This window comes from Nonlabens dokdonensis (assembly GCF_002162835.1).
GTDB lineage: Bacteria > Bacteroidota > Bacteroidia > Flavobacteriales > Flavobacteriaceae > Nonlabens > Nonlabens dokdonensis_B.
Genome location: NZ_MAAX01000120.1, coordinates 1 through 24,324, shown reverse-complemented (window position 1 = coordinate 24,324; position 24,324 = coordinate 1). Strand labels below are relative to the sequence as shown.

Sequence of the window (24,324 nt, the reverse complement as noted above, 5' to 3'; positions counted from 1 at the left end):
ATAATTCAATATTTTTTTTAAAAATATGGGGCAAATAGTTGATTAACCTCTACGCCCACCGCCACGTCCACCACGTCCTCTAAAACGCTCAGACATCTCTTTCATCTTTTCTTTGAAAAGAGCGTTGTATTCTTCTTCAGTAGTTTCTTCACCTTTAGTTGCTGGCTTGATATCTTCCTTATCTTCTGGGTTTACTACTATTTTACTACAAAGTAATGTAGTATTACCGGCACTTACTTCAAGAATTAATCCAGGTAAACCTGCATATTCAGCAGGACCATGTTGTACTGGTATTTGTGGCGTAAACCATGCTGTGATCTCTACTTGTGGATCCTGCTCAAAAACCTCATCTACCTTACCTTCAGCAAGTGCTAGACTATCTTTTTTCTTTTCTTCCTGGCTGTCACCTCTACGTCTTCTGAAGGACGACCAGTCTAGTTCATTATTCTTTTTAGTAGCTGTTGCTTTAATAGCCTGATACTGACCTATCATTCTAGTTTCTCCAGTAATCTTCCAGTCTAGATTAGGAATGCTATCTTTAATGAGAAAGGTTTTTCCCATCATATCACGTTGTTCAATCCACTGGCCTTCTTTTAAATTCTTATACTTCTCTCCACCCATCATTGTTCCCATAAAGTTTCCCCATCCACGACCTTGACTAGGAGCAGCGAGTTCTTTTTCCTCTTTATAAGTGGACTCATTGCGATTAAATTTAAGAACAAAAGTTTTCTCTCCCATTTTTTTCATGCGCTCTTCAATACGCTTTTTTTGTTGTGGAGACATTTCACGACCTTCTGGCATCCAGCTCATATCCATTTTAGTTTTGGACATATAAGTGGCTTCACCATAAAATTCTTGTGCTTGAACAAGCCCAGTAAATAAGATAGTAAGAAGAATTACGATTGATTTTTTCATCTGTAGTTGTTATAAATTTAAGTAGACTATAATGTCTTGCAACGGTTAGACGCTGTGATTATGGATAGGTTTCAACTTAAGATAACTTTAACAAATTTAACCTCTGGTTTCAATAAAAACTCCACCATTTCTTCTTCCTTTAAAGCGTTCTTGCATTTCCTTCATTTTCTTCTCTTGTAGTTCATTAAAATCTTTTAAAGATATTTTTTTACCTTTTTTAGGTTTTTTGATTTCAAAATTTTCTGGATTCATTTCTATCTTATTGCATAAGATTGTGGTGTTGCCATCATTTAATTCTAAAATTAAACCTGGTAATCCTTGATAAATTCCTGGACCATTACTTACCGGTATTTGCATCGTAAACCATGCAGTAATTACACGTTCCTTATCTTCAACCATGTTTAAAAGACTATTGCTCTCTTCTTCTTTCTTTATTTGTTCTTCAGTTTTCTCTTCTTTAGGGTAAGTATAAGTAGCTTTCATCACTTGATACTTTCCTATCATTTTAGTCTCTCCAGTAACTTTCCAGTTTAATGGTTCAATTTTATCTTTTATTAAGAACTCTTTGCCTTGAATTTTATCTTCTCTTAAAAATGTTTGATTTTTTAAGTCTTTGTAAGTTGTTCCGTAAGTATCGCCACCGCCAGACATTTGTATGGTCATACTCATACCGTTAGTAGGTTTTTTGGGAGCTTCTAGCACTTGTACTTTTTCATACAAAGATTCATCACGATTAAATTTAAGAGTAAACTCTGCTTCTCCAGCGGTTTTCAATGCATCTTCTATCATTTTGCGCATTGCTGGATCGAGTTTTTGCATTCCTGTGCTATCATCAGGCTTCTCCATGGTCATCTTACTTTGATAGTGGGCTATACCTGTAATTTCTTGTTGCGCTTTTACGGTGTACGCTTTCGCGAAAGCGAGAACCATAAAAACTAATATCGATTTTTTAAAATTTTTCATATCCGTTGGTTTTTAATCTATTCAAATATCAACTATTTTTATAGTTGTCACAGTTAAGATGCGTTAATATTTGTTAACCGAGTTCCATCTGTAATAGGAATAATGCACCTTTGAACTATGAACGATAGGAAATATCATTTTATCCTTATTTTAATAAGTGTAGTTATTGCGACTACACTCGCCATACAGATTTACTGGAATTACAATAATTTTCAGGAATCGAAAAGAGCACTGGTCGCTGACTTGCAACTGAGTCTAGATCAAAGTGTAGATGTTTATTATGAACAACTCATCAAAAGAAATAATTTAGGAATTATCGTTGATGAGACTACTAATAGAAAAGCTGAGTTTGATAAAATATTTAGGCGTATTGATAGTGTCAATAGAGCTTCTGGCTATAGAGGTTTCAATTTAGATAATGTTGTTACAAGCGATCTATCTGAAATAAGAATTTATAAAGGTATCTCCATGGATAGTCTAAACAAAATAAGACCTATGGAAGATTTATGGAATTTTCCTAACTACGAGATTCAAAAGCCAGATGGAAGTTTTAAAGAACTTCAAGTGGAAACCTTTTTCTCTGATCAAAATAATCTTAATGAAACAATCTCTTCTCTTACAAGTAAAATTGTAGTTAGTATTCAAGAACAGGAAATGGATCTAGCTCGCATGGATAGTCTTTTTGTTTCAAATCTTGAAAAACAAAGACTGAATGTAGATTATAAGCTAGAAATAGTTGATACTGATGTAAATAATTATTTGCTTAATGAAAAAGGTAAAAACGTCCTACGAGCAAATTCTGAATTACTTAAAACTGGAGATGCGCTGTTGCTTTCTTACTCTGGTTTATCTCCTACTATTTATAGACTTAATCTTACAGGTATTATTTTAAGTGCATTGCTCATTGCAGCTGTAGTGCTTTGTTTGTTCTATCTCTTACAAATTATTAGAAAACAAAAAGCCTTAGGTGAGATGAAAAACGATCTCATTTCTAACATTACTCATGAGTTCAAAACACCTATTGCAACAGCAAGTGCAGCTCTAGAAGGTGTACAAAGTTTTACTAACAGTGGAGATCTAAGTAAAACCGACAGGTATTTAAGTATGGGGCGCGATCAACTAGTAAAACTTAACGGTATGGTGGAGCGGATTCTAGAGACCGCAACTCTTGATAGTAAAGAATTAATGCTTCAAAAGAGCAGCCTAGAAATTACAGAACTGATTGAAACAATTGTTGCAAAACATCAAAATCAAACCTCAAAAACCATATCTTTTCATAAACCAGATCAAGAAGTAACCCTAATGGCTGATGCTTTTCACTTAGAAAATGCTATTAATAACCTCATAGATAATGCTATTAAATATGGCGGTGATCAAGTAGATATCACCTTGACTAAAAATTCTGATACGATTCAATTAATAGTTACTGATAGTGGCAATGGCTTGAGTAATAAAGATGCTAAGTTGATATTTGATAAATTTTATCGCGTAGGAAAAGGAAACCGCCATGATGTAAAAGGTTTTGGAATAGGTTTATTTTATACAAAGTCTATCATTGAAAAGCACAATGGTAGCATTATTGCTGTTGCACAGCCACAAACTACATTTAAAATCATACTGCCTTATGAATAAGAATACGATCGATATCATCCTTGCCGAAGATGAACCAGCACTAGGAATGATAGTTAAAGAAAGTTTAGAAACCAGAGGCTTTAAGGTACGACATAAAGTAAATGGCGCTCTTGCTCTAGACGCTTTTCATGAAAAACAGCCAGATATTTTAGTACTAGATGTAATGATGCCACAGCTAGACGGCTTTGAACTTGCAAAGAAAATACGTGTTGAGAATGAGGAAATTCCTATCATCTTTTTAACTGCAAAATCTCAAACAGAAGATGTTCTAGAAGGATTTCACGTAGGTGGTAATGATTATCTCAAGAAACCTTTTTCTATGGAAGAGTTGATCGTGCGCATTGAAAACTTACTGAGTAGACAGACAGTTCAAAAAACAGCAGCTATTTATGAGTTAGGAGCATATTCTTTTAATTTCCCAAAGCAACAACTTACTTACAAAGATGAAGTGACTAAACTCACACATAGAGAAGCTCACTTACTTTATCACCTTGTTCTAAAAAAGAATAAAGTGCTTGATCGTACTTTTATTCTTAAAAAATTATGGGGTAATGATGACTTCTTTTCAGGACGAAGTATGGATGTTTTTATAACTAAACTCAGGAAGAAAATCGCTCAAGATGATCAGCTGGAAATAGTAAACGTGAGAGGTTACGGTTATAAACTCATCGCACCATAATAGTTTTATATTTTAAATTCATATTTCAGATATAGGTGGATAAAAAGGCATCTATACGCTTATTTATAAGATAGCTATTAAAAATCCGTTTCATAATTGTAATTTGCTTTTTATGAAATGGCTTTATTTAATTGTTTTTCTTAGTAGTGTTGCTTTTGCTCAAAAGACTGATCAAGGTTTTATTTTAAATGCAGATTTGTTCTATGGAGTTGATGATTTTGAAGCTGTTTATTACGGTAAGGATAATGTGTTCTTTAAAAAGAATGGTCAGATCACTCAACAGTTCTATGATGTACAACTAGGCGATCTTACTGAGGTAGATTTGATCAATCCTTTAAAAATATTACTCTTTTATAAAGACACTCAAACTATTGTTATTCTAGATAATAGACTTAATGAGCGGCAACGCATATTATTAAACGAGTTACAACCATCACGTTTTTTTGAACATGCTAGACTCGCTGGAGAAAGACGCTTCTGGCTGCATGATTTAGATAAAAATAGATTAGAACTATACGATTACATTAATGATAGAACCTTGATAAGCACCGCTGTTTTAAAAGATAATGTCACCCAGTTTCTAAGCGATTATAATTTTTGTCATGTTATTAGTGATAAACATATCGAGACTTATAATTCCTACGGTAGTAAAACTGCAACGCTTTCTATTGCTGGTGTAAAGTTCGTAGATTATGATTTTGAGACGCTGGTTTTTATCAAAGAAAATAGTATTAAGGTAATGAAGATGGATAAGGAATACCGCTTTCGCGAAAGCGAGATCAACACCATCGATATAGAAGAAAAGGACGTTAAATCCCTTTATCTAAAGGGCGGAAAACTTTATCTTTGGCACGGTAAACGTGTGGACGTTTATTCAATCAACCCCATTAAGAATTAAAGATGCATATAGCGGTCGCTGGAAATATAGGTGCTGGAAAAACAACACTCACAAAATTACTTGCCAAACATTACAAATGGACTCCTCAATTTGAAGACGTTTTAGAGAACCCATATCTTGAAGATTTTTATACTGATATGGAGCGCTGGTCTTTCAATTTGCAGGTATATTTTTTGAACAGTCGCTTCCGTCAGGTACTTGATATAAGAGAGAGCGGTAAGAAAATTATTCAAGACCGTACGATATATGAAGATGCAAACATCTTTGCTCCTAACCTTCATGCTATGGGATTGCTATCTCAAAGAGATTATGATAACTATAGCTCTTTATTTGACCTTATGGAAGGAGTTGTGGCTGCACCAGATTTACTGATTTACTTGCGTAGCTCAATTCCTAATCTTGTGAACCAGATTCACAAACGTGGTCGCGATTATGAAAATAGCATCTCTATCGATTACCTAAGCCGCCTCAACGAGCGTTATGAAGCATGGATTCATGGTTATGAAAAAGGCAATCTATTGATTATAGACGTGGACAACATCGATTTTGTAAACAATCCAGAGGATCTAGGAGGGATCATCAATAAAATTGATGCAGAGATGACTGGGCTTTTTGCTTAGTTAAGTCTACCACGATGATATAGTAAAGACATAGTTTTATAAAAAAAGCCTGTTAGCGATTAACAGGCTTTTTTATTGAAAATTTAGGATGGTTTAATAACCCACTTTAGAGCGCACACGTTTTAAAACATCATTTGCGATATGACGTGCTTTAAACGCTCCTTCTTCTAGAGCCATGTCTAATTCATGTCTGTTATCCATTAAATGCTCATAACGCTCTCGAGCTTCTTTAAAACGCTCGCAAATAGCTTCAAAGAGAGCTTGCTTTGCATGGCCATAACCGTAATTTCCTGCCTCATAATTATTGCGCATTTCCTGAATTTTTTGCTCTGGTGCGATCAATTTGTATAAAGCAAATACATTACAAGTATCTGGGTTTTTAGGTTCTTCAAGAGGTGTGCTGTCTGTTTCTATAGACATGCATTGTTTACGTAATTTTTTATCTGACTGAAAAATATCAATAATATTACCTCTGGACTTACTCATCTTTTCACCATCAGTTCCTGGAACTAGCATAGAATCTTTTTGCACCTCAGCCTGAGGTTCAATAAAGGTTTCTCCCATTTGATGGTTAAATCTACCTGCTACATCTCTAGTAATTTCTATATGTTGCATTTGATCTTTACCTACAGGTACTAACTCTGCATCATACAAAAGAATATCTGCCGCCATAAGCATAGGATAAGTAAATAGTCCAGCATTTACATCTCCTAAGCGATCTGATTTATCCTTAAAACTATGTGCTAGTGTTAACCTTTGATAAGGGTAAAAACAAGCTAAATACCAATTTAACTCTGTAACTTGAGGAATATCACTCTGTCTGTAAAAAACTGTTTTACTTATATCTAGACCACAAGCAAGCCATGCCGCTGCAGTTGAGTAGGTATTCTCTCTTAATAACTCTCCATCTTTTATTTGAGTAAGGGAATGCATGTCTGCAATAAAAAGAAAAGAATCGTTTTTCTCATCTGTAGACATTTTTATCGCTGGTAATATTGCACCGAGAAGGTTTCCTAAGTGTGGTGTACCTGTTGATTGTACACCAGTAAGTATTCTAGCCATTATTTTTTATTGAATTTCAAAGATACTAACTGATTATAACTATCACCTAATGATTAAGAAAATATGCTTTATAAAACGAGATAGTCATAACTTTTAATAATCATTAGAACTATGTTTAATACATTGTTTAAGAAGTATTTTCTACTATTTTTGAAGACTTGAAATGGGTACGCTACATATTAATGCCTTTATACAGAGTATGGTTTTACATACTGATGGGCGTTCCTATTATTATTCTTTTCCCATTATTAGTACTTCTCACCATTTCAGAAAAGACCTACCATTTGTTTTTTAAAGTTGCCCGCATTTGGGCTGCTATTATTATTTATGGAATGGGCTTCTGGCCGGTCATAAAAAGAGAAGAGAAAATGGATAAGGGACAAAGTTATATGCTCGTAGCAAATCACACCAGCATGACAGATATTATGATGATGCTCCTTATCTCTAGAAATCCGTTTGTGTTTGTAGGTAAAAAAGAGCTGGCAAAAATTCCTATTTTCGGTTTTTTCTATAAACGAACTTGTATTCTTGTAGACCGCAAGAACCCTAGAAGCCGTAAAGAGGTTTTTGATAGAGCTAGAAAACGTATGCAAGACGGTGTAGGAATCTGTATATTTCCTGAAGGTGGAGTTCCTGATGATTATGAGGTTGTACTAGACACTTTTAAGGATGGTGCTTTTAGGCTAGCTATTGAGCATCAAATACCGTTGCTTCCTATCACCTTACACGATAATAAAAAACGTTTTCCCTTTCACTTTTTTATGGGTAGCCCGGGCATTATGAGGGCTACGACTCATACGCCTATTGATACTAAAGGTATGGATGTGGCTGGTGATAAGGCACGCTTTCGCGAAAGCGTAAGAAATATCATTCTACATTCTCTAGAAAAGGCTTAAAATAGAAAAACCGCTCCATGGCACTGGAACGGCTTCTCATCATCATTGCAAATAATTGAGTTATAATAACCAACCTCAATATTCTTCTTTTCCTTTTTCACGAGAAATCTTTACTGACGCACAATGATAGTCAGCGATTTAAAACTTATACGTCACACCGCTCTGAATCCCTATAGTATAAGGTCTAAAGTCAGCGACGTTATTTCTTAATGCGTTTAATTGATATTTAAATGTAGGCTCAATAAAAGCGCCTAATTGATTTGTAAAATCATAACCGAGTCCTAACCCAAAGTTTGCGCTCTGGTTAAAGCTATTAAAATTAGAATCTTCTCCTAGCTCAAGCCTTTCTCCAGAATTATGAACTGCGACCACATTGTAAGTGAGAAATAGGGCACTCATACCGCCTAAAACGTTTATTTTAAGCTTTCTATTAAGTAAACTATACTTTAATTCTAACGGAACCTCTAAGTAGCCTAATTGTTGTGAAAGCTCTCCTTTGATACCTTGAAACTGCCCGCTAGTAAATTCTTGCGTGACAGATGCAGCTTGTAGTGCATCGTTTGCTACAATACTATTAGAAGGCAACGCATTACGTACTGCACTAGCACTATAAGTTTGACCAGCCACCAAATTACCTCTAGACGCAATACCAAAATTTAATTGGTAATTTATATCTTGAGTACTGTAGCTCATGTTAACTTGATTAATTCCTGTACGAACACTTAAACGCGGTGATAATTCATAACTCAATCCTATACCATAGCTTAAATTAAAACCTGCATTGCGATCGTTATTTGCTACCTCATTATTTACAGCGCTACCGCTCAGGCTGTTTGAATATACAGGTCCCACTTGCGTACTTGCTGCCCATTTTCCTTTGAAGACATTATTTTTAATACTGTCTTCCTTCTTTTCTTGAGCCGCAATTTGTTCTAATGTAGGTAGGCTTTTATTAGTACTATCTACTGCTACTACCGCATTATCTATGAGTTCTCTATCTTTATCTAGTAAACTATTCTTTCCTTCAATTAGTTTTGTTTTAGAATTGTTTCCATCGCTTGCTGCTACACCGGTATTAGATGAGTTTTCAGGTGAGCTCACCTGTTCTTTTATATCAGTTTGGTTTGTAGGTTTGTTAATTTTATTCTCATTTTGAGCGATACCAATTTGATATTTAGGCTTATCATGAGGTGAATTGTGATTAGTTTGACCTTTATTTGATTCACTGCTACTATTAGTATCTGAAGGTCCTTCACTAGAAGTTATCAAATTACTTTCTTTCGTAGGATTATTTGTACTAGTGTTAATATTTGACTCTTTGTTTACATTGCCCCAAAAGTCTTTTCCTATCCTAGAATCTTCAGTTACTAATTGATTTTTATTTAACTTCTTATGTTTGCCATCAGGTAGAAGCTGTTTTACAGTGTCGTTACTTGAACTCTTACTTGAGATGTTATCATCGTTAACATCTCTATCTATGTTTACATAGGGTTGTGACTTTATTGAATCATTATTCTCTAAACCTAAATAAATAGACGAGAATAAGATCGCTAATACCGCAGCGATACCAGCAAACTTCCACCACAGCGGAATTACCTTACGATCGGTCTTTTGATCAAGCTCTTTATCTATTGCATTCCAAACATTTGAAGGTGGCTGCACCTCAAAATCTTTAAATTTTTCTTGAAAAAACCTATCTATATTTCTTTTATCACTCATATTTAACTAGCGGTAGAATTATTTACTTCTCGCCATGTTTTTACCATTTCTTGCAAATGCTTTCTTGACCGAGCCAGATTTGATTTTGAAGTCCCAACACTGATATTCATCATCTCTGCTATTTCATTATGACTGTATCCATCTAGAGCATACATAGAAAAGACCAATCTATATCTGTCTGGTAAATTCTGTATCATTTGAAGCAAACGATCTAAAGGCACATCATTATACTCTTCTATTTCTATAGACTCTTCATCTTTTATTTGATCTTCATTTACTAATTCATAAACTTTTGTAGAACGATACCTTTGTAAAGCCGTATTCACAGTTATTCTTTTGCACCATCCTTCAAACGATCCTGTAAAGTTGAATTGATCTATCTTTTTAAAAATGATTATAAAGGAGTCTTGTAAAATGTCTTTTGCCTCAGCTTCATTAGGAGCATATCTCAAACACGATGCGTAAAGCTTAGGTGAGATAGTTTCATACAGCTCTCTTTGCGCTTTACGATCATTTTTTTTACATGAATTAATAACCTCTTTATAGATCACATTTTAAAGTTCAATCATTCTTCAACAGGTATAGTATATTCTAAATACATAGGTTCATCATTATCATCAACACCTGTAAAGAATTTAAAAATGTACGAACCATTACTCGCTGCCAAAAAGTTAAGACTTTGTTGCGTCCTTACCAGCTCCTCTTCACAGCCTCTATCAGTTACTGAAGCAACTACAGTTATAACTCTTTCATTCAAGTTAGAAGTCACCTCAAAACCTGCAAATGTTTGACAACTATTGGTATATTCAAATATTACAGGAATACTATGAACTTCTCCAAAGGTAAATGACTGCGGCACTTCTACTTCTAACACCGGTAATGCTTGATAGTTTACAATAGACCCTTCTCCATCATCAAGACTGCAACTTTGAAATAACAATACTAATAATAGACTTGTTATAGCAATTTTAATTTTCATATATCTTTTTAATTATACTTATTAGATGCAACATTTATAAAAAGGTTGCGTAATATTTTAAAAAAAAACCGCTACCAAAGAATGATAGCGGTTTATAATTAAGCTTAAGGTGTTTAATTATTCATTCACACTTTTAATAGCCGCCATTATTTTTGTTTCTAATTCTTCAACTAGATCAGGATTATCCTTTAAAATGGTTTTTACAGAGTCACGGCCTTGACCTAACTTAGTGTCTTCATAAGAGAACCAAGATCCAGCCTTATTTACTATTTCATAGTTAACACCTAGGTCGATAATTTCTCCTAACTTAGAAACACCTTCACCGTACATAATATCAAATTCTGCCATTCTAAAAGGTGGAGCTACTTTATTCTTTACCACTTTAACACGTGTTTTGTTACCCAAAACAGCGCCGCTACTATCTTTAATTTGCGTGGACCTTCTTATATCTAATCTTACAGATGCGTAAAATTTAAGAGCGTTACCTCCGGTAGTTGTTTCAGGATTACCAAACATTACACCTATTTTTTCACGCAACTGGTTGATAAAAATTACAGTACAATTCGTCTTTGAGATAGAACCAGTAAGCTTTCTAAGCGCCTGAGACATTAAACGAGCGTGCAAGCCCATTTTACTATCTCCCATCTCTCCTTCAATTTCACTTTTAGGAGTAAGTGCTGCTACAGAATCAATAACAATGATATCAATAGCTCCAGATCTTATTAGATTATCGGCAATCTCTAATGCTTGCTCACCATTATCAGGTTGAGAAATAATCAAATTATCTAAATCCACACCTAATTTCTCAGCATAAAACCTATCAAAAGCGTGTTCTGCATCTATAAACGCTGCAATTCCTCCAGACTTTTGACACTCTGCAATAGCATGTAAGGTAAGCGTCGTTTTTCCTGAAGATTCTGGACCATATATCTCAATCACTCTACCACGTGGATATCCTCCTACTCCTAGAGCAGCATTTAGGGCTAATGATCCTGTTGAAATAGAATCTACTTCAACTACCTGACGATCTCCCATTTTCATGACAGTACCCTTACCATAAGCCTTGTCTAACTTATCTAAAGTAAGTTTTAATGCCTTTAATTTTGCTTCTTTTTCTTTATCGTCTGCCATTCTAAAAATTTTAGGTAAAAATAAGATCTATGCTTAATGAAAGCAACAGTTCTTCACTTAGTTTATTAACTTTAAAAGTATATCATTAAAAATGGCTTAAATAGTTTAAGTACATATAATATCAATTTGAACATTTCGCTTTCGCGAAAGCGAAAAAAAAAAGGGGAATCACATTTAAGACTCCCCTATTTCATATGAATATATTGTTACTATTTTTTTGCTCGTAATTTTACAACACCTATTCCTATAGCAGTTATAATTGCAAGTGCGATACCAGGTAGAGGAGTATCGGACAATTCACTATCGAAAGCAATTGCATCCAGGCCGCCTTGAGCAAAAGATGTAGTTGCAACCATTAACATGCCGATTAGTAGTGTTAATTTGAGATTTTTCATTGTATTCTTATTTTGAGGTTAAAGTTAGTTTAAAATTAGCTTTTTAGCAACTGTGTTTCTTCCGTTACTAATAGTTGCAATATACAATCCTTTTTCTAATTGTGATAAATTATTCAAGGTAATAACTTCAGTGGCAATACCTTTATAAACTTTAGAAATGACTTGCTGCCCTAAAGTATTTACTAAAGTAATTTGAATATCACCTTCAATTGCAGCTCCTATTGAGATGTGAAGTTCATCACCATCCACAGGATTAGGATATACTTTTATTCCTTCACTAAATGAAATATCACCAGTGTTTAGAACTACAACTTCAAACACGATTTCAAATCTTGCTGAATCCATGCTCGCAGCATTACTTACATCTACTGTAAAGTTAATAGCAGTGCTTGCATTTTGCCTAATAGGTGTTAGATTGCCAGTGAAATTATCTTTAAAATACGCAGTAACCCCTGGTAATGCATCTAATGTAGCCACTACTGTATAATTATCTGAAAGATAATTAGAAATAGCTAGAGGTACAGTTTCATTTGATGTAGGCAAAGGTCTTCTTTCTACTTCATAGAATTCTCCTATATTTTTTGCTATTGATATATTTGTGTTTGCACCATTTAATTTTACTGCATCTGCTCCATCTAGATTAAGATTATGTCCTGCAGCAAAATCAATATACAAACCATCACTTTCTGTAAGGTTATTATTATATCGTGAAGTTTGATAAAGCTTTAATCTCAGTGTTTGTTGTAGGTTACTTGTATTAAAGACAGCCGCATTAGAAGTTCCTGGGGTTTTATCTGATTGACTTACAGAAACTACCGAAGCACCAGAATTATCTCTGAAAAAGACCGCTTGTCCAGGTTCAAGCACATTAGTTGCTGTTCCTGCAGTATTTGATCCTGTAGCAACATTTATGGCTACATAATCACCAAACATCCCTAATGTAGGATCCCAATAATACATATCAACTGCTGTACCAGTAGCTGAAGTGGACATGTCTAGTTTTGATTGATATGGATTTGCAAAAGTAAAAAACTGGCCTGATGCAATACCAGGGGTAACAGTATATGCAGTTTGTTGTAAAGTTCCCGTTGCCCTTAATGTAGTTGCAGCAGGCACAGATGCGTCATTTGAAAGATCTGTAGTTCTATCGCCTCTTACTAGCATTCTGTAAAAAGTTCCAGCATTTAATACTTCTGTTCTTGTATTTGAAACTCCAGCCCAAGCTTGAGTACCTGCATTCCATAGAAACATGCTTTGTGCGCCAGACAAGGTTTCATCATGCCCTGTAGTAGCATTAACCGTTCCAGCAGTACCTACAGTTCCTGAAACATGAGTACCAAAACCTGGATCATTTGCTCCTCCTTCTTGCCAACTATCAAATACAGTCGGTCCAGAAACAGTTGACCCAATAAATCTATATGCTCTGTTTCCTGCTGGAATATATCGCTCTACATTTACATCACCTATTATTGCACCTGCATCCATTTCATCTATCCTTGCAGTTCCCATAGCATTTGAAACCATAGTCACATTACCGTCTGCATCTAATGAACCGCCAGAGAGTACATCTAAAGTGCCTGAAATAGATTGTGAGCCAGATACTGCTACAACGCTTGTTGCGCCTACGGTAAAGTTAGTCATAGAACCTGTTCCTGATACGGAACCTGTTGCACTATTCATAATCAATTGATTAGCACTTATGATAGAACCATTGTTAATAAGATTACCAGCAACTGTAATATCTCCATTATTTGCTTCAAGGGAAGCACCAGGTTCAATAGTTAAATTATTTACACTAATAGCGCTTGTTAATGAAGGCATCATTCCAGGTTGTACAATCATATTATCATTTGCTGTAATATTTCCTTCTGGTGAGATGTTCCAAGCAGTACCGTCCCACGTGTAGTCGGTAGCAGCTTCTTGAATTACAATATCATCTATAAACCACCCTTCTCTGTTTGCTGAAGAATCTGAATCTAAAAAGAATCGTATTCTAACATTTGCGACTTTATAAGCATCTAAAGAAAATACTTCCTCCTGCCACCAAGTTGCATTATCCGGTGTGGAGTCTGTCGTTCCCCATATTGCATAAGAATCTTCATGGAAATAACCCTCAGTATCATAATCTAATGAGTTCCCACTATATGCCGAAGCTGGTAAATTGGTATAAGTCATACCTCCATCAGTAGATATTTGCACATAACATTCATCCCAAGTTCCTTCGGTTTTAGCTATATGCCAAAACCTCATTTCAGGACTTGTAGAAGTTGATAAATCCAAAACTCCTGTTTCATGTAAATAATTTAGCTCACTAGATCCATGAGCATTTTGAACAGATTGTGATCCTGTATGGAAATAGGTAGTAGTTAATATAAAGTCAGTGTCATTCCCAACTACGTTATCAAAAAAGGAAAAGCCACTCTCAAAATCTTCATATAATGGAAAGTTATGGGGACCTACTGAAGTAGTAAAATTGAAAGGTCCACTCCATTCACTTAAGTCACCACCACCACAATTTGCTCGTACATAATAATCATAACTTGTATTACTGGTTAGACCTGTTACACTTTGAGGATTTGTTGCTGGTGACACCGTAGTTCCTGTGCCTTGAGTGAATCCATCTAAACCATATTCTATTTCCCAAGAAGATTCACCACTACCACCAGGTGTCCAGCCTAAATCAGCCGAAGTTGATTGTAAATTGGAAACCGTGAGATTAGAAGGGGAAAGACAGGTCACCTCAGAAAAACAGAACTCATCTGTAGTTAAACTGTAAAAACTGTCCTTCCAAATAGTCATAATATAGTTTGAAGAAGGTGTAAGTCCCGAAATCACTTGTCCTGAGGCAAGACTACCACACTCTATTTGAGTGCCTGAAGCACAATTGTCTATAATTCTGAATTCATTATTAGAGCCATTATGAGATATTTCAATATTTCCCGACGCAGGTGCTGTGAAAGAAATATAATAACCTCTATTTCCGGTTCCTGTATCACAACCTTGTGATAAAATGTCTTGAGATGCAGAGAAGTCAATTGATAAAGTAGAAGCACCTCCTGCAGCACAATCTGCATTCACTACTGCACTTAAAGGAGTTTCACAAATATCTCCTAAATTAGGAACTCTAAAAGTAAACGGACCAGACCAGGCACTTTCATTACCTGCACCACAATGTGCCCTTACGTAATAATCATAGGTAACACCTGAAGATAAACTTGATAATGAATAAGGATTATTTGCAGTATCATCAACTAATGTCCCTGCCCCTTGAACAAAACCTGTAGCACCATATTCTATATCCCAAAGTGTTTCACCACTTCCACTAACCGTCCATTCTAAGTCGGCACTAGAGGTTGTTAAATTTGAAACTGTTAAAGCAGAAGGTTCTTGACAATCAGGAATAGTTCTTACTTGAAAATTATCAATATGGAAATCTTTATCTCCTGTTGCTGTTGCGCCTTCATCACTGTAGAAAGCAAATCTAACATTACTTCCTGTTACAGCCGATAAGTTAAAATTAAATGTCTCTCCACCTGCTGCTGGTTCATTATCATTAGCATCATTCCATTGAACTATTGTAGTCCACATGATACCATCTTCAGTATATAATAATCTAACGTCATCATCTGCATCAAAATCTCCTTGAGCAGTACTATTATAATTAGTAAAAGCAACATCTAAATTAATTTCATAACCTCCTGCACTTAGATCAATTGAAGGGGAAAGAAGCCACTCTACATCTCCCGTTTGATAAATATTTACATTAACTGCTCCACCTCCAGAACTTACAAGATGAGCAAACTCTTCTACAGCCCAATTGCTTCCTCCCAAAGATGCTGGTCCATTTACTGGATCTCCATCAATTGCCTCCGTCCAGCATTGTGGTACGTACGAAGAAAAATCTTCTAAATAATCAGGAGTAAATGCACCACATTCAGTTGTAAAATTAAATGGTCCCGACCACCTAGATACGCCATTCATTCCACCACATTCAGCTCTTACATAAAACTGATAAGCAGTATTTGCGGTAAGCATGGTCGCGCCATAAGGATTTGCGGTAACTCCAGTACTTGTAGGTGTACCTGTAGGCGTCGTTCCACTTGTTACTATTTCTACATCCCAAGTTGTTGCCGTGCCATTTTCTGTCCAACCTAAATCTGCTGTGGTATCAGTAATGTTGTTCACTGTCAAGCTTGATGGTGCAGGACATGCTATTCCTGTAGTAAACGCAAATGGACCAGCCCATGTAGAAGTGCCATCAACACCACAATCTGCTTGTACATAAAATTCATAATCATTATCAGGTGTTAAGCCAGTTACTGTATAAGGGTTCATTATCCCACTAGCGGTTGCTATTCCGGTAACCGTTTCTCCAGCAGTGACATCTACTACTTCTACATTCCAGAGGCTTGCAGTTCCATTTTCGGTCCATCCTAAATCTGCAGCAAAAGGAGTAATAGCTGTAGCTGTTAACATCGATGGGTCTATACAAGAAGGTGGTGCAGCAGATGTTATCGTAGGTGAGGAAAAACAAAAGCCCCATTTATATCCTGCGCCAGAAGGATCATCATCATAAAAAATTCTGTATCTAAAACCGGCAAGTTGCGTTGATGTAAAGCCAGAGATATCTAATTCATTACTAGTATATGTAAGTGGAGTACCACTACAAAAATTATTACTTGTAGAAGTTGTTGTAGAAGCTACAGTTGGAGATATCAGATTCCAGGTGCTCGCATCGGCGTCAAAGTATTCAAATTGTAACAATTCTACATTTACCTTTCGATAAATGTAATCACCAGATATGGTCAATAATGTTTCACCTGCTGTAAAAGCTGCTGAAAGATCAATGACAGGTGACTCAGCTGCAATCGTGTCATCACTACCAGATCCAGCATCATCATCATCAAAAGCAAAGTTTGAACTTGTAGAAGGATCTGCCTCAAACGCTAGTGGATCCGTATTAAAAGTTCCTGTCACCGTCCAGCTTATATTAGGCCAACTTGCATTTTGATCAAGAGTTTGTGCATTTATTTGAATGAGAAAGGCTCCTAAAAATAAAAAGGCAAATAGTAATTTGAATTTCATAAGTTGATTGTTTAAAGTTTTGCTTACCAGAAACTTATAAATAATTATCGATCTACTGGTAAAAACTCTTAACAAATTGTTAAACTGTTATTTTTTGTCGATCAAACACACATATTCTTTTTTTTGAAATTATAAAATACTGTTATACAGACATATATTAACCTGCTTTTCAATATATCAATTTGCATGTATAAAATATTTAGTCTTCCAGTAATCCTGATAAAAGGCCTCTTTTTTATTAATTTTTTTTGTAACTATTAAAGTTTCGCTTTCGCGAAAGCGAGATTATAATAGTAATTCAAGTTGTAGTTATATAGTGTTGTTTCTAATGTTGATTGCCAATAATTTTATAAATAATCATTGATTAGAAGACATTAAAAAAGGGAATCTTTTACAAGATTCCCTTTTTAAAGCAATTGGTTAGTTGATTTATTCTTTAATAAACTTTAAAGAAGACTCATCGTTTCCACTCAGCACTTTAACGAGATACATACCTTTTGATAGTCTCGACAAATTATCAATACGTATTTCATTTGATACTTGAGAATAAGATCTAGTCATAACTTGCTGACCTAAAGTATTATAAATCACAATTTGAACATTTGCATCATTTACATTATTCATTGTTATGGTAACAGTATCTCCGTCAACTGGATTAGGATAAAGACTTAAAGAATTTTCTAGGATGTCTTCATTACTTGCTGTACCATCAATGATAAACATTCCTACATGAAAGTCGTAATCCTCAGCATCATTTACGGTTCCATCTGTAGCAAAAAATGCAAATTGAACGGTACCTGTGTAAGAACTTAAATCAATATCTTCTCTTGTTCCATCCACAGCAGGCTGATTTGCAGCATTCCATGTCATTAATGATGTCCACGTCATACCACCATCTGTAGTAATCAATAAATCCACTTGATCGTCAGACCCCATTGTATCTGTATCTGTAGCATCAGATGCACCTGTACTTGTCCAATCTGTAACCGCAACTTCTATAGAAAGAACATCATTTGATGTACCTGTCATATCAAATTGCTCAGAAAGCAACCACTCACGATCTGAATTACGATATAAGTTCATCGCATTACTAGGAGTTACATTACCGGCAAAGTCTTCATAAGATCTATTTGCTCTCCATTGTGATACGCCTAAATTCATAGGTCCATCAACTATTTCTCCCGAACCTGCTTCATCCCAACAAGCATTAGGAACATTATTAGTAAAATCAGTCACATAAGGATAAACCGTTACTACATCACAATCTGTTGTCACACTAACTGGACCTGCAAATGTTGTAGCACAATCAGTTCTTACGTATACATCATAAGGTGTATTTGCAGTTAATGCAGCAATGGTGAATGGATTTGTTGTCGCATTACTCATTCCTACAGCTGGAGCAGGATCACCTGCAGGTACTGCAACTACTTCCCAAGCTGTTGCTGCTGGTGTATTATTCTCGATCCAACTTACAGTAACAGAGTCTGCAGTGGTAGAATCTATTGTAATTCCAGAAACGTTTACACAAGAAGGTCTTGGTGTACAAGTATAATTTGCTTCCCATCCAGCACTATTAACTGAACCATCTGAAGTGAATCTAATTGTTATAGCTCCATCTGTATTCAATGCGGTAAAGGAAGCTGGACTTTCTAAGTCAGATTCTAGAACAGGTGCTGTTACATCAATTCCATCAAATACTTCTAAAGTATCACAGCAGTTTTCTAAATCTACCAAAGTAAAGTCTAGCGTGACCACATTTGCCATATTGTCTGGCAAGTAAGTCACAGTATAAGATTCACCATCTGAATAATTTCCTGTGGCACCTCCAGTATCATAAACCGTATCACCACAAGCTGCAAGTGTTGTAAAAGCAAATGGTCCTGACCATAAACTTACATCACCAGCTCCACAAGCTGCTCTCACATAATATTCATAGTCCGTACCACTGGTAAGAGCAGTTGCCATAAATGGATTTGTAACGCCTGCGTTTGTTGGTGTTCCCGTTGGAACAGCACTAGCAAGCACTAGCTCTACATCCCAAGCTGTTTCTCCGCTTCCGCCCGGAGTCCAGGTAAGATCTGCAGTAGTAGTTGTAATACTCGTAGCTGTCAATGCTGTAGGCTCTAAACAAGCTGGGGCTGGAGCACATGTATAATTTGCCTCCCATCCAGCGTCAGTAACAGATCCATCAGATGTAAACCTAATAGTTATTGCTCCATCTGGATTAGTAGCTCTAAATGATGCCGGACTTTCTAAATCATTAGAAAATGCAACAGCAGTGACGTCAAGACCATCGAACACCTCTAAAGTATCACAACAAGTTTCTAATGCTACTGAAACAAAATCTAATGTAACAACATCTCCAGGAGAATCTGGTAAGTACGTTATAGTGTATGATTCTCCGTTAGAATAATCTGCCATTGATCCTCCTGTATCATAAACTGTATCGCCACAGCCAGCAGAGGTAGTTACTGTTATTGGTCCAACAAAAGTATTTGAACAATCAGTACGAACATAAATATCATATGGTGTCGAAGATGTTAATGGAGAAAGTGTAAAAGAAGTCATAGACGCATTAGTTGTTCCTATAGCAGGAACAGGATCACCAGCAGGCACCGCAACTACTTCCCATGCAGTTGCTGCAGGGGTATTATTCTCAGTCCAACTTATACTTATAGAAGAAGAACCTGTTCCATCGACAGTTACTGCCGAAACATTATTACAAACTGGTAATTCATCAAAGTTTACATCATCAATAGACACATCACCTTCAAAATCTAAACTACCAGTACCTTTGCTTGTTGTAAAACTTACAATCACCGTTTGGTTTGCATAAGCGCTTAGATCTATTATAGATTGTAACCATGGGTCACTACTATCCATTTGCTGCTGCCCAGTGATCGTTAATTCATTAGTGAATGTTGTTCCGTTATCAGTAGAAACTCCTACTTCTAAAGTCGTAATTTGACTACCATACATGTGATAATAAAATGATAAAGATGGTACTGTCAAAGCAGTCAAATCTATCGCAGGAGAGAGTACAGTCGCAATATCTCCACTTGAGCCATTACTAGCTTCTACAAACATAAATGTAGACCCACTATAAGCAGCAGACGGGCCTGTATTACTTGAAGTTGTTCCTCCGGCAGCATCGATAGCCCAATCATATACCGTAGAACTTATCTCATTCCAGCACTGATCATTTACAAAACCAGAAGTTGCGGAAGTGAAGTTTTCAAAATCAACAAAATACGGAGCAGCAATAGCCGCGCAAGGTGTTGTGATACTTAATGGACCAGATGTTCTTGACAGACCATCTCCTGTGGCGCTACAGTCTTGAACAACGTAAAAATCGTAAGCTGTCTCAGCAGTCAGACCTACAATGGTTGCCATATCCCCGGTACCAACTACTGTTGTTCCAGCAGTAGTAGGATCAAAACCAGGCGCACCGTAAATCACTGAAGATGCAGCAGCACCAGCATTGTTAGTCCATCCAATAGTTACTTGTGAGTCTGTAGCAGAAACTAATGCAAGATCAGTTGGAGCTAAACAAGCCGGAATAGCTTCAAATACAATATCATCTAAATAAATACTATCAAAAGTAGTTGTATTAGGATGCCTAAAGGCAATATAAGTGTCGGTGCCTGTGTAAGAATCAAAGTTGACTATATACTCAGTATGTGTTGTTGTTATGGTAACATTCTGTAATAAATTAAATGTAGTAGGATCCGCAGGATCTGCTATGGTTCCTACTTCTACATCACCTGCTGGAGAACCATCTGCAAAAAATCGCAGTCTGTGTGTACCTGCTGATAATGTGTTTAATTGAGGTGATATGAGAATTACATCATTAGGAGTAGTAAGGTCTCCACTACCATTATACAATCTTGCACCATTAGGAGCTGAGTTATCTGCAGAAGCTGAGGTAGTAACTGTCGGATCTGTTCCAGTAGCATTTTCAATTGCTATGAATGACCAACAATTAGGTAAGTCAGGAGTGGAAACTGCGTCAAAGTTTTCATTAAAATCTGTTACAGCATCACATAGGGTAGAAAAAGTAAACGGTCCTTCGTATGCGCTTACGTCTCCTGCGCCACAAACTGCCCTTACATAATAATCATAAGTTGTTGAAGGACTTAACATATTTGCTGTAAATGGATTTGAAACTCCCGTATTAGTTGGTGTTCCTGTTGGAGTAAAACCTGTTAAACCTAGTTCAACGTCATAGGATGCCTCTCCACTTCCACCGCTTACCCATGATAAATCAGCAGATGTTGTAGTCATATTTGCAGCTGCAAGGGTATTAGGTTTAATACAGTTAGGTATAGCTTCCCATACAATGTCATCTAAATAGATACTGTCAAACGTAGTTGTGTTAGGGTGTCTAAAGGCAATGTAAGAATCAGAACCTGTGTAAGAATTAAAATCAATTACATATTCAGTATGCGTTGTAGTGATAGCCACGGTTTGAAATACAGTAAATGTAGTCGGATCTGCAGGATCTGCTATTGTTCCTACCTCCACGTCACCTGCTGGAGAACCATCTGCAAAGAATTTTAAACGATGTGTTTGCGCCTGTAGGTTAGATAATACTGGAGATATTAAAATCACATCATTAGGAGTAGTTAGACTTCCGCTACCGTTATAAAGTCTTGCACCATTAGGAGCTGAGTTATCTGCAGAAGCTGAAGTAGTAACTGTCGGATCTGTTCCAGTAGCATTTTCAATTGCTATGAATGACCAACAATTAGGTAAGTCAGGAGTGGAAACTGAATCAAAGTTTTCATTAAAATCTGCTACTGCATCACATAAAGTAGTAAAGGTAAAAGGTCCTTCATAAGCGCTCACATCTCCAGCTCCACAAACGGCTCTTACATAATAATCATATGTAGTAGCAGAGCTTAACATATTAGCTGTAAATGGATTAGAAACGCCCGTATTAGTTGGTGTTCCTGTTGGAGTAAAACCTGTTAGACCTAGTTCAACATCATATGATGTCTCTCCACTTCCACCACTTATCCATGATAAATCAGCAGATGTTGTAGTCATATTTGCAGCTGCAAGTGTATTAGGTTTAATACAACTAGGTATTGCTTCCCATACTATATCATCTAGATAGATACTATCAAAGGTAGTTGTGTTAGGGTGTCTGAAAGCTATATAAGAATCAGTACCTGTGTAGGAATTAAAATCAATTACATATTCAGTATGTGTTGTAGTAATAGCAATGGTTTGGAATAAAGTAAATGTTGCAGGGTCATTAGGATTTGTAATAGTACCTACTTCCACATCACCTGCTGGAGAACCATCTGCAAAGAATTTTAAACGATGCGTTTGTGCTTGAAGATTAGATAAAACTGGAGATATTAAAATCACATCATTAGGAGTTGTTAGACTTCCACTACCGTTATAAAGCCTTGCACCATTAGGAGCTGAATTATCTGCAGATGTTGAAGTTGTAACTGCTGGGTCTGTTCCTGTAGCATTTTCTATAACAATAGAAGACCAACAACTAGGAAGGTCTGGAGTAGAGACAGAGTCAAAATTTTCATTAAAATCAGTAATTGCATCACATATAGTAGTAAAAGTAAAAGGGCCAGCATATGCACTGAAGTCTCCTCCTCCACAATTAGCCCGTACATAGTAATCATATGTAGTATTTGCAGTAAAACCTGTTGCTGTAAATGGGTTTGTTACTCCTGCATCAGTAGGTGTAGAAGTTGGAGTAAAACCTGTTATACCTACTTCAATATCCCATGAAGTTTCACCACTTCCGCCTGAAATCCATGATAAATCAGCTGTGGTAGTTGAGTTTGATACCGCCATAAGGCTGTTGGGCTCTACACAAGATGGAAGTTCTCTTAAAATTACGTTATCAACTCCAGCTCCCCATATTAAACCATTACTATCCTCACTATCATCATCATATCTAAATCTAATTTGAAAATTAGTATTGGAATATTGTGTCACATTTAAGAAAGGAAAAGTAGTTGGGTTTTGGTCTACGCTAATGGAAAAAATACTTACCCAGCTCGTCCCGTCATAGACTTCGACTTCAAAATCACCACTTCCTGCAAAGTCTTGCAAACTATAATCAAATGATATTTCGATTCCATTTGTAAGGGTAGAAGTATCTACAATCGGACTTAATAAAAAGGCTTCATCCAGACCTGTTGTACCATTTGCGGCTACGTCTATTATTGCTGCGTTAGTGGCAAAATCTGTTCCTGTAGGCATATCACCAGATCCGAAAGACCAGTTTGCAGTTCCTGAAACTTGCTGAGTAGTCCAACCTGTGGGAATGGTGGCTCCGTCAAAGTTTTCATTGATTGTTTGACTCCATCCTGCTAAGTGTAGACTTAGAAGAAGAATCAATAGAGTAATTTTTTTCATATTAATCGATTAAGTTTTAAATAAAATTGAATATTTCTGTTGATTACAGAGCAGGAATATAATATAATTTTGTAGATATTCTTAATATCTTGTTAACTTAAGGTTGAAGTGCACGCATAAGTCGACTAAAAACAATTCATTAGGCTTTTATAACTTATTACTACATTTGCAAAAATTTTCAACACATAAACTGTTTATAGCATGCAACTGTATAACAAATTAAGTGCTGAGGAAAGACGTGTCCTTATACGCGAGGCTGGTAAAGAACGCCTCACTATTTCTTTCTATCAGTATCACCACATAGGTAACCCTCAATTATTTAGAGATCATTTATTCTTGCACTGGCATTCCATGGATGTTCTAGGTAGAATTTACGTGGCACATGAAGGTATTAACGCACAACTTTCTATTCCAGCAGACCGTTTTGAGGAGTTCAAAAATTTTCTAGACAATATCAATTTTTTAGAAAACGTACGCCTTAATATTGCTCGTGAACACGACAATGAAAGCTTTTTAAAACTTAAAATTAAAGTACGTCATAAAATAGTTGCAGACGGGCTAGAAGACGACACATTTGATGTTACTAATAAAGGTATTCATGTAGACGCAACAACTTTCAATCAGCTTATTGAAGATCCAGACACAGTGCTTGTAGATATGCGCAACCACTATGAGTCAGAAATAGGGCATTTTAAAAATGCATGGACACCAGATGTAGACACCTTCAGAGATAGTCTAGACTATATAGAAGATAAACTCAAAGATCATAAAGAAGATAAAAAACTAGTCATGTACTGCACTGGTGGCATACGTTGTGAAAAGGCTAGTGCATATTATAAGCATAAAGGTTTTGAAAATGTATTCCAGCTAGAAGGTGGTATTATTGAATACCACCGACAAGTGACTGAAAAGGGATTAGAGAATAAGTTTAAAGGTAAAAACTTTGTTTTTGATCAT

Annotated in this window: 16 protein-coding genes; 6 read left to right on the top strand and 10 right to left on the bottom strand. The window is 36.1% G+C overall.

Annotated features, from left to right (window positions below; translation table 11 throughout):
• Positions 1-42: 42 nt before the first annotated feature.
• On the bottom strand, positions 43-915 hold the full coding sequence (locus A9Q93_RS08235) for a GLPGLI family protein (protein WP_303686909.1): 873 nt from the start codon (positions 913-915) through the stop codon (positions 43-45).
• A 96-nt stretch (positions 916-1,011) separates the two neighbouring features.
• Entirely contained in the window at positions 1,012-1,878 is an 867-nt protein-coding gene (locus A9Q93_RS08230; protein ID WP_303686908.1) for a GLPGLI family protein, read from the bottom strand.
• 117 nt (positions 1,879-1,995) lie between these two features.
• Between A9Q93_RS08230 and A9Q93_RS08225 the strand changes: the two genes are divergently transcribed.
• The 4 genes from A9Q93_RS08225 (at position 1,996) to A9Q93_RS08210 (ending at position 5,707) form a co-directional block, all read left to right on the top strand.
• Complete coding sequence (locus tag A9Q93_RS08225; RefSeq protein ID WP_303686907.1) at positions 1,996-3,510, top strand: sensor histidine kinase KdpD; 1,515 nt, start codon at positions 1,996-1,998, stop codon at positions 3,508-3,510.
• Positions 3,503-4,189 (top strand): response regulator transcription factor, encoded by a 687-nt coding sequence (locus A9Q93_RS08220; RefSeq protein ID WP_015362122.1) that lies wholly within the window; start codon positions 3,503-3,505, stop codon positions 4,187-4,189. Before A9Q93_RS08225 ends, A9Q93_RS08220 begins: the two co-directional genes overlap by 8 nt.
• 112 nt (positions 4,190-4,301) lie before the next feature.
• A complete protein-coding gene (locus tag A9Q93_RS08215; RefSeq protein ID WP_303686906.1) occupies positions 4,302-5,087 on the top strand; it encodes a hypothetical protein in 786 nt (261 codons plus the stop codon).
• 2 nt (positions 5,088-5,089) lie between these two features.
• The gene (locus A9Q93_RS08210; RefSeq protein WP_303686905.1) at positions 5,090-5,707 is read left to right on the top strand and encodes a deoxynucleoside kinase; all 618 of its coding nucleotides are present in this window, start codon (positions 5,090-5,092) and stop codon (positions 5,705-5,707) included.
• A 93-nt stretch (positions 5,708-5,800) separates the two neighbouring features.
• On the opposite strand, the gene trpS is transcribed toward A9Q93_RS08210, so the two are convergent.
• Positions 5,801-6,769, bottom strand: coding sequence for a tryptophan--tRNA ligase (gene trpS / locus A9Q93_RS08205; RefSeq protein ID WP_303686904.1), 969 nt, complete (start codon positions 6,767-6,769; stop codon positions 5,801-5,803).
• Positions 6,770-6,951: 182 nt separating this feature from the next.
• On the opposite strand from trpS, the gene A9Q93_RS08200 reads away from it, so the two are divergent.
• Positions 6,952-7,665 (top strand): 1-acyl-sn-glycerol-3-phosphate acyltransferase, encoded by a 714-nt coding sequence (locus A9Q93_RS08200; protein WP_303686903.1) that lies wholly within the window; start codon positions 6,952-6,954, stop codon positions 7,663-7,665.
• 138 nt (positions 7,666-7,803) lie between these two features.
• Here A9Q93_RS08200 and A9Q93_RS08195 read toward each other — a convergent pair whose 3' ends face one another.
• The 7 genes from A9Q93_RS08195 to A9Q93_RS08165 all read right to left on the bottom strand — a co-directional run bounded on the left by A9Q93_RS08195 (position 7,804) and on the right by A9Q93_RS08165 (position 23,367).
• On the bottom strand, positions 7,804-9,384 hold the full coding sequence (locus A9Q93_RS08195; RefSeq protein ID WP_303686902.1) for an outer membrane beta-barrel protein: 1,581 nt from the start codon (positions 9,382-9,384) through the stop codon (positions 7,804-7,806).
• Positions 9,385-9,386: 2 nt separating this feature from the next.
• Positions 9,387-9,935: an RNA polymerase sigma factor gene (locus A9Q93_RS08190; protein ID WP_303686901.1), complete on the bottom strand. Its 549-nt coding sequence runs from the start codon at positions 9,933-9,935 to the stop codon at positions 9,387-9,389.
• Between the two features lie 14 nt (positions 9,936-9,949).
• Complete coding sequence (locus A9Q93_RS08185; protein ID WP_303686900.1) at positions 9,950-10,363, bottom strand: hypothetical protein; 414 nt, start codon at positions 10,361-10,363, stop codon at positions 9,950-9,952.
• Between the two features lie 117 nt (positions 10,364-10,480).
• Positions 10,481-11,494, bottom strand: coding sequence for a recombinase RecA (recA, locus tag A9Q93_RS08180; RefSeq protein ID WP_303686899.1), 1,014 nt, complete (start codon positions 11,492-11,494; stop codon positions 10,481-10,483).
• 209 nt (positions 11,495-11,703) lie between these two features.
• Complete coding sequence (locus tag A9Q93_RS08175; protein WP_303686898.1) at positions 11,704-11,850, bottom strand: hypothetical protein; 147 nt, start codon at positions 11,848-11,850, stop codon at positions 11,704-11,706.
• 63 nt (positions 11,851-11,913) lie between these two features.
• Positions 11,914-16,974 carry a fibronectin type III domain-containing protein gene (locus A9Q93_RS08170; protein ID WP_303686897.1) on the bottom strand — a complete coding sequence of 1,687 codons (5,061 nt, stop codon included), beginning with the start codon at positions 16,972-16,974 and terminating at the stop codon, positions 11,914-11,916.
• A 429-nt stretch (positions 16,975-17,403) separates the two neighbouring features.
• Positions 17,404-23,367 carry a choice-of-anchor J domain-containing protein gene (locus A9Q93_RS08165; RefSeq protein WP_303686896.1) on the bottom strand — a complete coding sequence of 1,988 codons (5,964 nt, stop codon included), beginning with the start codon at positions 23,365-23,367 and terminating at the stop codon, positions 17,404-17,406.
• A 201-nt stretch (positions 23,368-23,568) separates the two neighbouring features.
• On the opposite strand from A9Q93_RS08165, the gene A9Q93_RS08160 reads away from it, so the two are divergent.
• Positions 23,569-24,324, top strand: a 756-nt coding sequence (locus A9Q93_RS08160) for a rhodanese-related sulfurtransferase (protein WP_303686895.1), incomplete at its 3' end; no start/stop codon positions are given.

Excerpts from the sequence above, each read along its gene's own strand:
- A9Q93_RS08185 (WP_303686900.1), bottom strand. The coding sequence starts at position 10,363 with ATGAAAATTAAAATTGCTATAACAAGTCTATTATTAGTATTGTTATTT.
- A9Q93_RS08170 (WP_303686897.1), bottom strand. The coding sequence starts at position 16,974 with ATGAAATTCAAATTACTATTTGCCTTTTTATTTTTAGGAGCCTTTCTC.
- A9Q93_RS08175 (WP_303686898.1), bottom strand. The coding sequence starts at position 11,850 with ATGGTTGCAACTACATCTTTTGCTCAAGGCGGCCTGGATGCAATTGCT.
- A9Q93_RS08210 (WP_303686905.1), top strand. The coding sequence starts at position 5,090 with ATGCATATAGCGGTCGCTGGAAATATAGGTGCTGGAAAAACAACACTC.
- A9Q93_RS08230 (WP_303686908.1), bottom strand. The coding sequence starts at position 1,878 with ATGAAAAATTTTAAAAAATCGATATTAGTTTTTATGGTTCTCGCTTTC.
- A9Q93_RS08220 (WP_015362122.1), top strand. The coding sequence starts at position 3,503 with ATGAATAAGAATACGATCGATATCATCCTTGCCGAAGATGAACCAGCA.
- A9Q93_RS08235 (WP_303686909.1), bottom strand. The coding sequence starts at position 915 with ATGAAAAAATCAATCGTAATTCTTCTTACTATCTTATTTACTGGGCTT.
- A9Q93_RS08165 (WP_303686896.1), bottom strand. The coding sequence starts at position 23,367 with ATGAAAAAAATTACTCTATTGATTCTTCTTCTAAGTCTACACTTAGCA.
- trpS (WP_303686904.1), bottom strand. The coding sequence starts at position 6,769 with ATGGCTAGAATACTTACTGGTGTACAATCAACAGGTACACCACACTTA.
- A9Q93_RS08225 (WP_303686907.1), top strand. The coding sequence starts at position 1,996 with ATGAACGATAGGAAATATCATTTTATCCTTATTTTAATAAGTGTAGTT.
- recA (WP_303686899.1), bottom strand. The coding sequence starts at position 11,494 with ATGGCAGACGATAAAGAAAAAGAAGCAAAATTAAAGGCATTAAAACTT.
- A9Q93_RS08200 (WP_303686903.1), top strand. The coding sequence starts at position 6,952 with ATGCCTTTATACAGAGTATGGTTTTACATACTGATGGGCGTTCCTATT.
- A9Q93_RS08215 (WP_303686906.1), top strand. The coding sequence starts at position 4,302 with ATGAAATGGCTTTATTTAATTGTTTTTCTTAGTAGTGTTGCTTTTGCT.
- A9Q93_RS08195 (WP_303686902.1), bottom strand. The coding sequence starts at position 9,384 with ATGAGTGATAAAAGAAATATAGATAGGTTTTTTCAAGAAAAATTTAAA.